General features: G+C 44.6%; 15 protein-coding genes and 1 tRNA gene. 11 read left to right on the top strand and 5 right to left on the bottom strand.

Annotated elements, in window-relative coordinates:
- Positions 1 to 420: a CRISPR DNA repeat-binding protein Cbp1 gene (gene cbp1 / locus L3N51_RS01220; RefSeq protein WP_287689824.1), complete on the top strand. Its 420-nt coding sequence runs from the start codon at positions 1 to 3 to the stop codon at positions 418 to 420.
- Here cbp1 and L3N51_RS01215 read toward each other — a convergent pair whose 3' ends face one another.
- Together L3N51_RS01215 and cdvB1/B2 are read right to left on the bottom strand one after the other, a co-directional pair.
- The gene (locus L3N51_RS01215) at positions 421 to 1,566 is read right to left on the bottom strand and encodes a tryptophan--tRNA ligase (RefSeq protein WP_238024787.1); all 1,146 of its coding nucleotides are present in this window, start codon (positions 1,564 to 1,566) and stop codon (positions 421 to 423) included. It abuts the gene before it with no gap.
- 45 nt (positions 1,567 to 1,611) lie between these two features.
- Complete coding sequence (gene cdvB1/B2 / locus L3N51_RS01210; RefSeq protein WP_238024786.1) at positions 1,612 to 2,247, bottom strand: cell division protein CdvB1/B2; 636 nt, start codon at positions 2,245 to 2,247, stop codon at positions 1,612 to 1,614.
- Positions 2,248 to 2,507: 260 nt separating this feature from the next.
- Between cdvB1/B2 and L3N51_RS01205 the strand changes: the two genes are divergently transcribed.
- Together L3N51_RS01205 and alaXM are read left to right on the top strand one after the other, a co-directional pair.
- Entirely contained in the window at positions 2,508 to 2,768 is a 261-nt protein-coding gene (locus L3N51_RS01205) for a hypothetical protein (RefSeq protein ID WP_238024785.1), read from the top strand.
- A gap of 3 nt (positions 2,769 to 2,771) precedes the next feature.
- A complete protein-coding gene (gene alaXM, locus L3N51_RS01200; RefSeq protein WP_238024784.1) occupies positions 2,772 to 3,479 on the top strand; it encodes an alanyl-tRNA editing protein AlaXM in 708 nt (235 codons plus the stop codon).
- Here alaXM and L3N51_RS01195 read toward each other — a convergent pair.
- Positions 3,476 to 4,441, bottom strand: a complete 966-nt coding sequence (locus L3N51_RS01195; protein WP_238024783.1) for a pyridoxal phosphate-dependent aminotransferase — start codon at positions 4,439 to 4,441, stop codon at positions 3,476 to 3,478. The two genes, alaXM and L3N51_RS01195, sit on opposite strands and share 4 nt — an antisense overlap.
- Positions 4,441 to 5,022 carry a helix-turn-helix domain-containing protein gene (locus tag L3N51_RS01190; RefSeq protein WP_238024782.1) on the bottom strand — a complete coding sequence of 194 codons (582 nt, stop codon included), beginning with the start codon at positions 5,020 to 5,022 and terminating at the stop codon, positions 4,441 to 4,443. The genes L3N51_RS01195 and L3N51_RS01190 overlap by 1 nt, the downstream gene beginning before the upstream one ends.
- Positions 5,023 to 5,197: 175 nt before the next feature.
- On the opposite strand from L3N51_RS01190, the gene L3N51_RS01185 reads away from it, so the two are divergent.
- From L3N51_RS01185 to L3N51_RS12655, 6 genes are all read left to right on the top strand, one after another.
- Positions 5,198 to 5,286 (top strand) — tRNA-Glu (locus tag L3N51_RS01185).
- 455 nt (positions 5,287 to 5,741) lie between these two features.
- Positions 5,742 to 8,363 (top strand): ABC transporter substrate-binding protein, encoded by a 2,622-nt coding sequence (locus L3N51_RS01180; RefSeq protein ID WP_238024781.1) that lies wholly within the window; start codon positions 5,742 to 5,744, stop codon positions 8,361 to 8,363.
- A gap of 38 nt (positions 8,364 to 8,401) precedes the next feature.
- On the top strand, positions 8,402 to 9,466 hold the full coding sequence (locus L3N51_RS01175) for an ABC transporter permease (RefSeq protein WP_238024780.1): 1,065 nt from the start codon (positions 8,402 to 8,404) through the stop codon (positions 9,464 to 9,466).
- Positions 9,467 to 9,476: 10 nt separating this feature from the next.
- Positions 9,477 to 10,373, top strand: a complete 897-nt coding sequence (locus tag L3N51_RS01170) for an ABC transporter permease (protein ID WP_238024779.1) — start codon at positions 9,477 to 9,479, stop codon at positions 10,371 to 10,373.
- Positions 10,373 to 11,734, top strand: a complete 1,362-nt coding sequence (locus L3N51_RS01165; RefSeq protein WP_238024778.1) for an ABC transporter ATP-binding protein — start codon at positions 10,373 to 10,375, stop codon at positions 11,732 to 11,734. The genes L3N51_RS01170 and L3N51_RS01165 overlap by 1 nt, the downstream gene beginning before the upstream one ends.
- Positions 11,731 to 12,981 (top strand): ABC transporter ATP-binding protein, encoded by a 1,251-nt coding sequence (locus L3N51_RS12655; protein WP_238024777.1) that lies wholly within the window; start codon positions 11,731 to 11,733, stop codon positions 12,979 to 12,981. Before L3N51_RS01165 ends, L3N51_RS12655 begins: the two co-directional genes overlap by 4 nt.
- A gap of 3 nt (positions 12,982 to 12,984) precedes the next feature.
- Here the strand turns inward: L3N51_RS12655 and L3N51_RS01155 are convergent, their stop codons facing one another.
- Positions 12,985 to 13,878: a translation elongation factor gene (locus tag L3N51_RS01155; protein WP_238024776.1), complete on the bottom strand. Its 894-nt coding sequence runs from the start codon at positions 13,876 to 13,878 to the stop codon at positions 12,985 to 12,987.
- Positions 13,879 to 13,919: 41 nt separating this feature from the next.
- Between L3N51_RS01155 and L3N51_RS01150 the strand changes: the two genes are divergently transcribed.
- Positions 13,920 to 14,180, top strand: coding sequence for a TIGR00304 family membrane protein (locus L3N51_RS01150; protein WP_238024775.1), 261 nt, complete (start codon positions 13,920 to 13,922; stop codon positions 14,178 to 14,180).
- Between the two features lie 159 nt (positions 14,181 to 14,339).
- Entirely contained in the window at positions 14,340 to 15,257 is a 918-nt protein-coding gene (locus L3N51_RS01145; RefSeq protein ID WP_238024774.1) for a transcription initiation factor IIB, read from the top strand.
- Positions 15,258 to 15,270: the final 13 nt, after the last annotated feature.

Here is a 15,270-nt window from a genome sequence, read left to right as displayed (position 1 = left end):
ATGCAAGAGGATATTACTGAAAAAGCAAAGAAAATGTACGAGAGCGGGAGATCAATAAGGGAGATAGCCAAGGAGCTAAGCCTCAGCTACTCCAGGGCCAGAAGGATACTTAAGGACAGCGGTGTTCAGTTCCGTGGAAAAACCCCACCTGAGCTAATTCAGCAGGTAATTGAATACGGGAAACAAGGGTACAGCGCAAATAAGATCAGTAAACTTCTCAAAATGAACTCCAACACTGTTCTAAGAATACTGAAAAAGCACAACCTAGTCAAGACCAAGAGAAAGTTAACCCAGGATAAAATACAGCGAATCATGGAAATGTACAAGAGCGGAGCTTCCATTTACAAGATTGCAAAGGAGCTTGATATATCCACCAATCTAGTGGTATATTACCTGAAAAAGTTACAATTAAAGAGCTAATTATTCGTGAATTTTCTGCCACATCTGAACTGCCAGCTTCCCCTCATACTTGAATTCCTTAACTAGTTCCTTGGCCTTCTCCCTTCTTTCCCTGTGCCTTTCCAGGAAAGTATTAAGCTTCTCGACGAGGATCTGTTTTATCTCACCTGTGAGCATCTTTCCTGATCTGTACTCCTCTCCAATCTTACGTATTCTATCGTCATCCTCCTCAAAGAAGTAATAGAGCCATTGATAAGGCACGTCTATATCCAAGTTAGCTCCCAGTTTCCTCTGAAGTTCAATTGTGGGTTGTCCTCCAGAGAAGGCATACTTCATGATCTTTCTCTCAACGGTCTTTGGATCGTCAGAAAGGTATATGGCAGACTCGGGTATTGAGGAGCTCATTTTTCCCTCAGGACCCGTGAGAGGAGGCAGGAATTTACTATGTATCTGAGCCGCCTTATAATATCCTAGACTCTCGGCAATATCCCGCTGTAGTCTCCAGTATGGGTCCTGATCTATCCCTGCGGGTATGAGGCATCTCCTCCTCTCAAACATTGTGGGTGCTATTTGAAGGGAAGGATAGAAGATAATACCTATATTGGAAGATACGTCCAACCCAAAGGTCGCCTTCACTTCCGAGAAGGTCAACTTCTTGGCAATCTTAATGGCTAGAGGGTACATGTTCCTTATGTATTCGGTGTCCTGAAAGATGAATGTCTTGTCCGGATCAAAACCAGCTGCTATTATGTCTAAAATGTTGTCTAAAGCCCATTGCCTGGTTTGGTCCAGGGTGTAGTCCTGATTCCGCATAAACTTCTCGTCATCTGTGACCTCTATATACACGTTAACCCCGAACTTCTGCTGGAGCCACGCAGTGAAAATGAAGGGGATCATATGACCTATGTGCATTCCAAGGGATGGAGCTCTACCGGTATACAGGAAGAAACCCTTCCCTGCCTTCCAGTCCTTCAGGACAAGGTCAAGATCTCTATGGGAGAAAAAGATTTCCCTCCTGAGCATGGGATGCATATCCCCAACAATGGAACGTATCTCCTGTCTTAATTCGTCTGTTATCTTTTGAGTCCCAAACTGGATGATTAGCCTGTCGTAATCAACCTTACCCTTAACTTCCCAAGGAGTAACAGAGTAGTTTCCTTCCGCCACAAGAAGAAGTAAAATAGGAAAATAAAATATCTTGGGCCCTTGGGCTTATGCCCTCTGGGCCAGTGCGTTCACGGGAAGATCTGGGAACTTCTCCTTCATTCTCTGTTCCGCTATGGCTGACGCCTCGTCCAGTATCTTTCTGGCCTCCGGTGTGGCAGCAGATGTGTAGGAGTATCCTCCTGCAAAGTCTCCTGCCTCTATTACCACAGTCTGTAGATCCTCAGACAGCGAGGAGAGTTCCAGGGATATCTCCGGCATGACTCCCTTTAGTACTGACTTAAGCTCGTTCACTACTCCCACCACAGGAATAAGGTTTACAAAGACCTCACTGATCTCGCTCACTGTCTCCAATCTAAGCTGAACTTGCTCCAATGCTATCTGCGTCATGATCAGTTGCTTGCTCATCTTTCTTATTTCTGCGACTTCATTTGCATACATTGCTGCCCTGCTGGTGTCCTTAGCCATCTGGGCACTTACTACCCTCTCAAAGAGTGTTCTGTCCCTCTCCTGCAGTCTCGCTATGTGAACGTCAAGCCTGTTTATCATTGATCCCAGCTTATACCTGGCCTGAACTATCCTGTATTTCAAGGGCTCTTTGCTCTTAAAGGCTCCCTTGAATCCTTCCCACGCACTCCTGTCATCAGATCCAGCCCAATACTTTTGGAAATCTTTTCCAAGCATCTTGATATCTATATTGGGCGAAGTACGGTTAAAAGAGAGAAGAGATGGTAATATGGAATTGGTAGTTTCATCTAAAATAACCATATTTATATTACAACAGACCAGAATATTCGTTTGGAACTCGCACGAATAATCCATGAAATTTGACCTTGCGATGTAATACCACGTTCTAACTTCGTCCTGTTCCCTATTCATTTCTTCACCTCACTGTAATCCAAGGTTTATAACTTAGGGCAACGTTAATTATAACGTGGTATTTCTTGCCCTCCGTTCAAATTGACGATTCAGATGTAGATATCCTCACGGATGAAACTAGGGTTCATGTTTACATTGATCTTAGGGGGCTGGATCTAAAGGAGACCAGCTTGGCAATTCGTGCCGATATTTCCACAGTTTACGTCTACAATAAGGATTTGAGGAACGTGATAAAGATAGTGAGGTTGCCAGTGCAGGTCAAGTCCTTCCCCCTCTCCTATTACCTGAGGAACGGGGTGCTTGGAATAACCCTAGAGAGGCTGTAGGGGATGGCAACGGAACAACTCTACGCCAAGGACTCATACATGAAGAACTTTTCAGCAAAAATAGTCAGAATAGTGCCCCCAGGTGTTATTCTCGATAGAACAGCATTTCATCCCCGGGGAGGAGGACTGGAATCGGATACTGGAATTATTCTCTATGAAGGGAATACATACAAGGTGACAGAAGTTAAATTCGAGGGAAACGAAATTGTTCATGTCCTTGATAGGATTGATGGACTTAGAGAAGGTAGTGAAGTCGAGGGAAGAATAGACTGGGACCAAAGGTACAGAATGATGAGACTTCACACAACATCGCATATAATCGCATCAATTGCCTTCTCCAAATATAACGCGCTAATCACCGGAGGTAACATCACTCCCGAGTATGCAAAGGATGACTTTAACGTTGAGAACAAGGATATACTTCCAAGAATAGTGGAGGAGGCAAATGAAATAGCAAGGAAGGGAATTAATGTGAAGGTTTATTTCCTGCCTAGAGAAGAGGCCATGAAAATACCTGGAGTGGTCAAACTGGCAGAAAAGATGCCACCTGAGCTGGAGACGTGGAGAATCGTGGAAATAGAGGGGGTTGATGTGCAGGCTGATGGTGGCCCCCACGTTAGAAATACCAGCGAAATTGGAAACATAGAGGTTATTAAGGTAGAGAACAGGGGAAAGGGAAAGAAGAGGCTCTACTATACCGTAAAGCCTTAGCCAGGTATTTCCAGTTCTTGAAGAATTTCCTGCAGGACCAAGATAAGTTCTGGGAAGTCGATTCTAAGGGAAAACCTGAAATGGTTCCCTCTCAGACCCACGAAATTGGAGCAATTCCTTACGTAATATCCCCGTCTCAGTAACTCGTGGTTTAGTCTTTCCGCGGGGACAGGAGCCTCAGCCAGAACGTATGGTGCGTGAGATTTGTAGACCCTCAGTCCATGAATCCTTCCAATTCTCTCAAGACTCACCTTCACCTCCTCACGCGATTTAGAGAAGAAATTTTTCGCATCTCGTGGGTTAATATTTGAAAATGCGTAGTATGCAATCCCATTAACTCTCCAGGGTGGAGCATGGCGCTCCAGGATCCTGCTCATATTTCCTATGGTAAAACCTAGCCTCAATCCCGGGACTGAAAAGGCCTTTGTGAATGAAGAGATCACAAGAAGATTGGGAAATTCCTCCGCCAGATCCACAAAGGAATCAACGGGACTTATATCAGCAAACGATTGATCGAGGACTAGGATTTTACCCTCCTGAAGGAAGGAGATCACGTCGTCCCGGGAAAGCGAGGCCCCTGTGGGATTATTGGGATGGCTTGTGATTACCTTATTACCTTGAAGGGTAAACCTGAACTCTTCGTCCTCATGAGCTAGGTATATCCAGCCTCTTGGGTATTCCTGATAATTGGGTTCAGGGACAAAGAAGTCTCGATCAAGGAGGGATATGGCCTCACTAGCTCCATTGAACACAGCAATAATCTCCTCATTCACGTCATAGATCTCTGAAATAACCCTTTTCAATTCTCGATAGTCGTCTGGATAAAAGGAGTAAACCTTACTCCTCACAGCCTCCTCGATCAGTTCCTCAAGGAACTTGGGAACGCCAAGTGGATTAAGATTAACACTGAAGTCCCTGATTGATGATGGCCTTCCCTTCTCCCACCTCAATCCTCCATGCATTACAATCCCTTTTCGTCAAAGTAGTTCACGATCACATTCTTTTCTGCCCTTCTGATAATCTCTGAGAGGGAGGAAACACTTAACTCCAGCTTCTCTGCTAGAGCTCTTATGGTAATCTTTCTCGGGAACTCGTAATAACCGGCCTCAAGGGCTATCCTGAGTATCTGTTCCTGCCTAGCCGTGAGGATATCCTCGGTCTTGTACTTGGTTACCTTTATCACCTTAGCACTAACGCCACGCTCATGAAGTTCCCGCAACAACTTCTTTAGTTCCTGATAACCGCTCAGAATGACTGTCCAGACGGTCGAATTTCCATTAACAACACCATTGACAATTATGTACTTGGAAAGGATCTCCTCCACCACTCCCTTAACCTTCATCGTTCCAAGGTACTTCAGCTTGGAGACTTTACTGAAGTTTCCCTGTAGTTTACTCACGGAATCATCAACGCCCTTAACCTCGACTAAAAGCCTCTGAAGTTCTCCTTCCTGCTTTATATCGAGAATCGTGAGCGTTCCCTTCTCTGGATTAAGGTCAAGTAATGATATTGTAGGTGTAATGAAAGTGACTCTAAGGATCACGAGTATACAGGGGTTTCATGGTTATTTAGATTTGCTTTATAACCACTAAAATTGTGAATCCTCACAATGGGAAACATTCGAACCAAGGATACTCCCTTGCTGTTAATTAACTTAAAAAACTATAACTTATGGAGGTCAAGATAAGTTTTATATACTTAGTTGTATTATTTTCATTGCCGCGGTAGTATAGCCCGGCCATGCTCTGCGCCGACAGTATGCGGGCCTTTCGAGCCCGTGACCCGGGTTCAAATCCCGGCCGCGGCATTTTCTGATGATGATATGAAAGACTACTCCCTAGTTATCCCAAATTTTGCCCTGAACTTAGTGGAGTTTCTGAGCTATTCCTTTGACCTACACTAACAGGATTGAGCTAAGCTTAAGCCACTACGTATACTAGGAAGCTATGAAGTCAAGAAGCTTTTCAAGACTGTTATACTTGGAGAAGAGATTATATCTTATCATCTATATATCTTTTCAAATACTTTAATTCAATTTAAACTTTTAGTTATCACCACCTAAAGTTCAAAATCTTGTATATTCGTAATGTTGTATCGTTTGACGTGACTTACCCCAAAATATTTAGTTGTAGCTCTGGAGAAATATGGATATATTTCTCTTGATAGAATCTGCTCATGTCCAGTGTTTCTTGTTTTTTAAAATATAAATCTCCAAAGCAAGTAAACCTTAAAAAGGTTCAAAATGAGTAAAACGTGATTGATATGTATAAAGGCAAAAGGATTAAATTCTCTAGAGCTCTTTCAAGAACAGCAGGTATAGTAATTGCGGTTATAATTATAATTGCAGCAATAGCTGGAATTTATCTATTAACCTCCACGTCTCATAAGACTGTTACGGTTCAAGCAATTTCCCTTGCTCCAACATCCTTTGCCAGCGAACAGGGCAATACCATAACGTTCACCGTATATGGCGTAACTCCTGGTTCCAATGTGGTTCTTTACCTAGGTGATGGACACACTCTGAACGAAACTGCCACATCCAATACACTTGAGGCTTCTTATACCTATAACCAACCTGGAACCTATCTAGTCTACGCGGTAGAATATCTTAACGGAAAGCCTGTTCAGAACACAAGCACTTCACTTCTGCAGATTCAAGTATTGGGAGTGCTTAACTCCACGGCCACACAATTCCTTTCTATCCCTGTCATATCTTTCGATACTGCCAAGAACCCCACAGCGCCGATTGTTCAGGCCGGAACTCCAGTCTTCTTCTATGGTGGATATCTGCAACCTCCCTCTGGACAGAACATGACCATTTCCAAGTACATATGGAACTTCGGCAATGGGCAAACTCTCACTGTAAATGCAAACTCCTCGTCATTTGACCCTGAAATTAACCCAGTAAACACCACTTACACTACCCCAGGCCTCTACACGGTTACCCTTACCCTAGTTACTCAGAACGCATCTTCTGGCGCAACATACGAGTATACCACATATCAATCAGTTGCAGTAACCGGATCTGGCGTCTCCTTTACTCTTAAGTTATTCAATGGAACTGTACCAAACCCAGGCGTAATAACCGTCGCTGAGAACGTCCCAGGAGGTCCATACTCCTTCGATCCGCAGATTGATTATGAAAGCGTGGGATTCGAGGTAGTCTCGAACATATTCATGACCCTTCTTCTCTATAACGGATCCAGTACCACATCCTTCATACCCTTCGCAGCTACCGAGGTTCCCACGGTACAAAACGGAGGCATTCAGGATAACTACACTGTCTATACTTTCCATATCAGGAGTGGTCTTCATTTCAGCAATGGGGATAACCTCACCGCCTACGACGTCTGGTACTCTGTAATAAGGGCACTACTGTTTGTGGGAGGATCTCCTGGTACACCAGACTGGATCTTGGCTCAGTACCTAGTACCCGGAGCCACCATAGGTGTACCCATAGTGACATCCTCCAATATGAATCAGACCTTCCAAGAAATCATGAACGCTGTTACTTACAATAATCAAACCAACACGGTGACTTTCCACTTGGTTAAACCCACTCCACCCCAGTTATTCTTCACTGCAGTGGCTGATCCACTGGGTTCAGGTATAGTGGATGCCAAGTGGTTGGAGCAAGTGGGAGCCGGGATTACTTTCACACCTCAGGGATTCCTACAGTATGAGCAATATGCAAATGAGGGCAACTACAACACGCAAGTTCAGAATGATCCTGTTGCATCAGGACCATACATGATAAAGACTTACGTGCCTGGACAGTATGTAGTCTTAGTTCCAAATCCGTACTTCCACGGTGTGCCAGGTGTACCTGCGCCAAATGATACAGTAATCATTAACTGGGTAAAGGATCCGCAAACTGCCTATGAATTATTCGCATCAGGAAAGGCTGATATTGTAACTGGATTGCCCACCAATTACTATCCTTCTCTGAAGCAGCTAGAGGCTCAAGGACAGGCCAGTATTTACCAGTTCCCCACCCTATCCGAGTTCTTCTTCGTGTTCAACATCAACATCAGCAATTCAAGCCTTAAGACTCTGGGAACCCAATATCACATTCCCTCCGACTACTTTGCAAACCTGTATGTCAGGGAAGCATTCGCATATGCTTTCAACTACACAAACTACATCAATAATATAGTGGGCAATGAGAAGTACGGGTTTGACTTTGCCTCACCATATGCCGGAGTGATTATACCCGGTTTACCATACTACGTACCGCCAAGCGAGTTAAACAACGTCCCAACTTTCAATTTAACTTATGCTAAGGAGCTACTGATCAAGTCCGGAATGTATAACGTGTCGATCAATATCCCAATAATAGTGTCCTCTGGAGATACCGTAGACTACGCTGCTGCTGAAATGTGGGCACAGACCCTTAACCAGATTGATCCCAACATTCAGGCCCAGCCACTCTACCTGCCATTCTCGGAGATCATAGGTCTTGAGGTTCCTGGTCAAAACCCAATGCCCATTTACTATCTGGGATGGATCGCAGACTATCCATATCCGTCGGACTTTGTTAATGCCATGTATCTGGAGAATGGAACCTATCCTGCGCCTGACGGATGGACAGTACAATATCTGCAGTCATTGGGTCATACAAATCAGGCACGTCTGTATCAAGAACTCAATACATACATAGAGGAGGCAGACAATACCGCGAATGCAACTCAGGCGGCGTACTACTACAAGCAAGCCGAGCAAATTGCCATAGACCTTTACATGTACGTATATACCCAGCAACCCAACGCGTTCTGGATTATCAAGCCATACATGACAGGATATCAGGGTCATATCTCTTATGAAGAGAACCCCATGATTGGAGGAGCTGGAGACAGCCTATACTTCTGGTGGGTTAAGGGATAAATTAATTTTTTAGCATTATTTTCTTACTATTCTAAGGGGTGATAATTATCAAATTATGGATGTTCGTCTTGAGAAGGATTGCGATCCTTATTCCAACATTGATTGGGCTTACCCTTATGGTGTTCGTTTTAATTCACCTTCAGGGTAATAATTTGATTCTTTCCGAATATTTAAATCCTAGATTAACCGGTCAAGCCAGAGAACTTGCAATACAAAGGTTAACACAGGAGTTTCACCTTAACCAGCCAGTCTACGTGCAGTACTTTTATTGGTTAGCTCAAGTTTTGAGCGGGAACTTCGGCTACACCAATACTCCCATATTTAGTGGGCCTGTCTCAACTGCGGTTGTGCTTTTCCTTCCAAACACGGTAATATTGTCTCTCTTCGCTGCGCTATTGATTTGGTTGATCGGCATACCCCTTGGCGTGTTCTCAGCGGTAAATAGAGATTCTGCGGCAGATCAGGGAATAAGGGTTTTCTCCTTCACCCTTTACTCCATGCCAATCTACTTAATTGCTATTGCTCTAATCCTGATCCTTGGAGTGTATACGGGTATATTGCCCTTTAGCGGAGAGGTTTCCCCTCAACTCGTTTCTGGATTGCCCTGGTATGTTAACGGAATATCCTATCCTACGCATATTCTATTGATTGACGCAATTATACATGGAGACTTTGCGGTTGCGTGGAATGCATTTCTTCATCTCATCATGCCAGCCCTAACCTTGGCCTTAGCTGTGATGGCCGGGATAATCAGGATATTGAGAGCCAGCATGCTCGAAACCCTAGAGCAGGATTACATCAAGCTTGCTAGGGCCAAGGGAGTGCCAGAGAAGGTGGTTAACAATCTGCATGCCCGGAAGAGCGCCATGTTACCTGTGGTCACTTCCTTTGGTTACACTGTTGCAGGATTACTGGGAGGAGTTGTGGTTGTGGAGACTGTGTTCGATTTTCCGGGTATAGGATATTGGACAACACAGGCACTACTTAATGATGATGTTGGAGGTGTGATGGCGTCCACTCTAATATTTGGCATAATATTGGTTGTAACAACTTTAGTCCTTGACATAATCTACGCCATCATAGATCCGAGAATTAGGTATTGAGGTGAATCCCATGGAGAGGCAAGTCCAAGAGGAAGAGGAGAAGAGATTTTACAACCTCAAATTATCACTAAAGGTATTCTTCTCCAATAAGACTGCGGTGGCAGGGCTGATCATTTTCCTAGGTTATGTGGCAGATGCCCTGCTTATGCAATTTTATCCTGAGATTATTGGGGTTAGAAATCCAAATACTCTAATTTACAACTTCATTAATCCTGTTCCTCAACCTCCCTCTGCAAGGTATCCGTTGGGGACAACCTATCCTGGAGTGAACTTGCTTCAGGCAATTATGGAGGCCATAAGGATAGATCTGGGCTTTTCACTGCTAATTGTGGTGAGCGGTGCACTGATTGGAGCAGTCATAGGAGTGTTAGCGGCTTACGTGGGAGGGTATCTCGATGAAGTACTGATGAGAATTACCGACATCTTCTTCAGCGTCCCCTATCTGGTTCTAGCTCTTGCTGTGGGTTTCGTTCTAGGACGCAGTTTGAACAGCATGGTTATTGCGCTGATAATAGTATGGTGGCCCATATATGCCAGGTATTCCAGGAGTCTCACCTTAAGCCTTAGGGAAAGCATGTTCATAGAGGCTGCTAAGGCATCGGGGGCTAGCAATACTAGGATAATGTTCAGGCATATTCTTCCCAATACATTGCCCCCAATCTTGGTGCAGATATCATTAGATCTAGGGTCAGTTGTGGGCATATTCGCTACCCTCGCCTTCATAGGTTTCATACCCAATGCAAACATTCCAGAACTCGGTTACCTGACTAGCCTAGGCCTAAACTACATACAGTCGGCCCCTTGGACCGTGATATTTCCAGGGCTAGCCATAACCTTATTCGCTCTCTCTGTGAATTTGATGGGAGACGGTCTTAGAGACGTGATAGATCCCAGGAGGAGAAGCTAATGTCGCAAGTAAAAACAAAGGAAAAGGTGCTAGAGGTTCAGAACCTCAGGTTAAGCTTTTACACGAGGAGGGGCGTGTATAAAGCCCTAAGGGGAGCTACACTTAACCTTTACACTGGAGAAGTGCTTGGAATAGCTGGGGAGAGCGGATCAGGGAAATCCACACTTGGATTGGCAATAATGGGGCTTCTCCCTAGAAATGCAAGGGTTGAAGAAGGGTCAGTAGTTCTCGATGGAATAGACATGATCAAACCCCTCAAAGACTACGGTTCAAGTGTCTCGAAGTTTAGTGTTAAGAAAAACGAGAAGATAATTAAGAGGTTAAACAAGACGCTCCAAGACGTAAGGGGAAAGAAAATATCCATGGTATTTCAGGAACCCTTAACGGCACTCAATCCCGTACTACCAGTTGGTTATCAGATTGCCGAGGCCATATACTTCCATGATCCGGAAAGATTGATCAGAAGGGCACTGAGTAGAGAGAAGGTAACTCATGAGGAACTTCGAGAACTTCTAAACATTCTCAAGTCACAAGGGGAAGACAGGTTTCTTGAAGAAATTGAGAGGAAGGGTCTTCAGGGGCTAGACGAGCAGATCTTCTCTATCTGGAGAAGAAGAGATATCCATGAGGCTAGAAAGGAGAAGATGATCCTTAACCTAGCTAACGTGAGGCTATCCAGAACCGACATGATGGGCATCTCCTTATACCAGAGGAATATGGGACGATTTCCAATAGCGTCTAGATTTGCTAAGAACGCTTTGATAAGGGAAGGCTACAGGTTAGCGGTAGAGCTTCTTACATTTCTAGGCATCCCTCATCCCGAGAAAGTGGTAAAATTATACCCCCACGAGTTATCTGGTGGAATGAGACAGAGGATAGTTATTGCCATAGCGCTTGCCAACAATCCCAAGGTAGTGATCATGGATGAACCCACGAGCGCATTGGACGTAACTATCCAGGCTCAGATCTTGGATCTGATAAAGGATCTAAAATCTGATTTCAGCACCTCCTTTATCTTCATCTCCCACGACCTGTCTGTCCTTGCAGAGGTCTCTGACAGGATCGGAATAATGTATGCAGGGCAGATAGTCGAGATAGGGTCAGCGAAGGAGATATTCCAGGAACCTCTCCATCCTTACACCAAGATGCTAATGGAGGCTATACCTACTATGGACAAGACTGTCCTAAAAACGGTTCCAGGTTCTGTACCGGACATGAGAAATCCACCTCCCGGGTGCGCTTTCTCGCCTAGATGCCCCTTTGCCATGGAGGAATGCAGGGTGAATGAGCCAAGAATGGTGGAGGTAAACGGTGAACATTCTGTGGCATGTTTCCTCGTAAGGAAAGGTGATAAGAAGTGATCGGAGCGTTCAATCTAAAGAAGTACTTTCCAGTAAGGGGTTCTGCTCTCAAGAACCTCTACGTTAAGGCCGTGGACGATGTCTCCATTAAGGTAAATAGGGGTGAGGTCCTAGGCATAGTTGGAGAGAGCGGTTCAGGTAAATCAACACTGGGAAGGTTACTTATACGCTTGCTGGAGCCTACTTCAGGAGAGATTCTCTTTGATGCACCAGAGGAGGAATTAAAAAGGTACGAGGAGGCTCTTCTAGCTAAAGACGAAAAAATTATGAAGGAAATCTCCTCAAGATATTCCCTTCTGGCAAAGAAGGGATCTGAACTCAGGAAACTGAGAACAAGAATGAACATGGTATTTCAGGATCCCTATTCATCAATTGATCCAAGATACAGGATTCTTGACGTGATTATGGAGCCCATGATATCCACGGGTTACCTCAAGGGTGAGGAGGCGAGAAGAAAGGTCTACGATCTGCTGGAGGAAGTGGGGCTACCCAGGAACTTCGCAATGAGATATCCGCATGAACTGTCCGGAGGACAGAGACAGAGAGTTGCTATTGCCCGTGCCCTGGCTACGGACCCTGACCTTCTCATCCTGGATGAACCCACAAGCGCCTTGGATGTATCAGTGCAGGCGCAAATCCTGAACCTTCTAAACGAATTAAGGAGAAAGAAGAACATAACCATGGTGCTAATAACCCATAACATAGCGGTGGTGAGTTATATGGCCAATAGGGTTGCAGTGATGTACTCCGGAAGGCTTATGGAAATTGGAGATAAGGAGAATGTCTTGAATAATCCCAAACATCCCTACACGATGGCGCTCATATCCTCGGTTCCTAGGCCCGAGCCTGGTTCTGCCAGGAAGCGAATAATTCTGAGAGGGGATCCACCAAACCTCATAAACCCACCTAGGGGATGTGTCTTCCATCCCAGATGCCCCATGGCATTTGAGAAATGTGGATGGACACTAGACGAGATTATGGAAGATATAAATTACCTAATACAGGGTAAATACTACAACCTCTTCGAGAAGGCTAGTGTGGTCATAGAGGGAGACAAAATGTACGTGAGGAATGCCAACGTGGAAGTACTAAGGAAGGTCATCAATGAAGAGAAAGATAAGATAAGGTCTCTTACCTCCATTATGGACGTGATGGAAGACGGTGAAATAAGAATATCGGAGTTTGAGGAACCCAGGCTCTTCAAGGAAAGCGATAACAGGGAAGTGGCCTGTCTGCTTTTCAAATAGTTTTTAGGGTAAAAAATACCCCGCTACCCTAGGTTTACCCTGCTTTGTGTTTACGTTTAGGATAACTATCCTCTTCGGTTTTGGGATAGGCTGATTAAGTGTTACCTTATATTCCTCTCCATTCTTTTGAAGAGATCCTGTTACTGAAACTCCGTATGACACGAAATGAAACTGGCCCTCAGAGACCTGAGTCCAGGGGAACATGATTGCCTTGCCTGTAAATTCTTTCTGAGCCTTCACTCCAGGCTTCACCATTAGATATGAATCCTTTACTTCCTCTTCCTTCACATTTCTCAATGCCAGTCCTACCCTTACACCAGGACCCACACCCTCCTGGTCCTCATCTAAGACCTGAATACTCTTGATCTCTGTTTCCTTCATGGAGGGAAGTAGGACCAGCTTGTCATGTACCTTCAACTCCGTCATGGAAAATCCTGTGACAACTACACCCACTCCCCTAACCACGAAGGCCTTATCAATATATACCACCCCGTTATCTTCCATTACGCTCTCTTCGTCTACCGGTTCCTGAACTATTGGCGAAGTCTCCAGAGATGTACTCTTAAAGATCTTCCGTATCTCAGTCTCTCCTCTATTGGTCACTATGAATGTGGGTAGGCCTGAGGCTGTGGACAAAAGAGCTAACTCGCCATCAATCCAGGATAGACTGTCCCCAACATGGATGAATATTTTGGAGGAGAGCGTCGCTATTTCAGCTATGTCCAATATCTTTTCCGGGTACTCTGTAGAGGATAGAATTGACCTAATGTAGTCGCCATTTCTCCTATAAAATATCCTTATTTTACCATCCTCGTGAAGCTTCCCAAGCTTTTCGGCTATGGTCTTCGCCATATCCTTATTCCCTGCCAATACGGACATGATGTTGCCCTTGTACAAGTTAAGTCACCAATATTAGGGAGATCATCGAGTCTGATATTATGAGGTTAACCCTTGCAGGAATTATTCTGATCTTTGCAGGCTTTCTGCTACTCTTTGCGAGCACATTCACCTCTGTACAGCCTTCTAATACAACAGTGGGCGGAGTTATCTTGATAGGACCTGTACCCATAATATTCGGTAAAGGTTATTCGGGAGACCTTATCCCGCTCATGATAATAGGAATAATCTTTACCATCATTGCTCTAGTATTTTTCTTTGGCTCTATCCTCCTTCTAAGAAGACCTAGAGATGGCGCCTAGGTAACCCAATATCTCCCGCTATGTCGTTACACGGAACTCCGGTTAGGACCAAAGCGTAGACAGGAAAGACGCTAAGTCGATAGAAAAGTTTATATAGGGGTAGAAGTAAAATTTATAAATGCTTTTGTCCCGGTTTAGATTTTCCGCATGGTGAACTTCATGAGTAAGGAAAATTCGTCAGATAATCAGTGCCCCCCTGATAAAATAATTTTCGACGCCGATAGGGGGGAATATATCTGCTCTGAAACAGGTGAAGTCATAGAGGAGAGAATAGTTGATCAAGGTCCAGAGTGGAGAGCCTTTACTCCTGAGGAGAAGGAGAAAAGGAGCAGGGTTGGCGGACCTCTTAACCAGACCATACATGATCGTGGATTGTCCACATTGATAGATTGGAAGGATAAGGACGCCATAGGAAGAAACCTTGATCCTAAGAGGAGACTGGAGGTACTGAGATGGAGAAAATGGCAGATCAGGGCCAGGATTCAGAGTTCAATCGATAGGAACCTCGCTCAAGCAATGAATGAACTGGAGAGAATTGGAAACCTTCTGGGTCTACCCAAGTCAGTTAAGGATGAAGGAGCACTGATTTACAGGAAGGCCGTTGAGAAGGGCTTAGTTAGGGGAAGATCTATTGAAAGTGTTGTAGCAGCCGCGATTTATGCTTCATGCAGACGCATGAAAATAGCTAGAACTTTAGACGAAATTGCACAATACACCAAGGCTAATAGAAAGGAGGTGGCCAGATGCTATAGACTCCTATTGAGAGAACTTAACGTAGATGTTCCAGTTAGTGATCCAAAGGATTACGTTACAAGGATTGGATCCCTGCTCGGTCTTAGCGGAGCTTCAATGAAACTTGCCGCAGAGATACTTGAGAAGGCAAAGAACGTTGGACTCACCGCAGGGAAGGATCCAGCGGGACTGGCTGCAGCTGCAATTTACATCGCCGCCCTACTCAACGAGGAAAGGAGAACACAGAAGGAAATAGCCCAGGTTGCTGGAGTTACTGAAGTAACTGTCAGGAACAGGTACAAGGAGCTTATTCAAGAACTAAAGATTGAAATACAAAATCAATAATCTTTTTCTTTAT

The sequence above is a fragment of the Metallosphaera javensis (ex Hofmann et al. 2022) genome (assembly GCF_022064045.1).
Lineage (GTDB): Archaea > Thermoproteota > Thermoprotei_A > Sulfolobales > Sulfolobaceae > Metallosphaera > Metallosphaera javensis.
The sequence above is the reverse complement of the archived record's forward strand: the minus strand, read 5'-3'. Positions and strand labels throughout refer to the sequence as shown.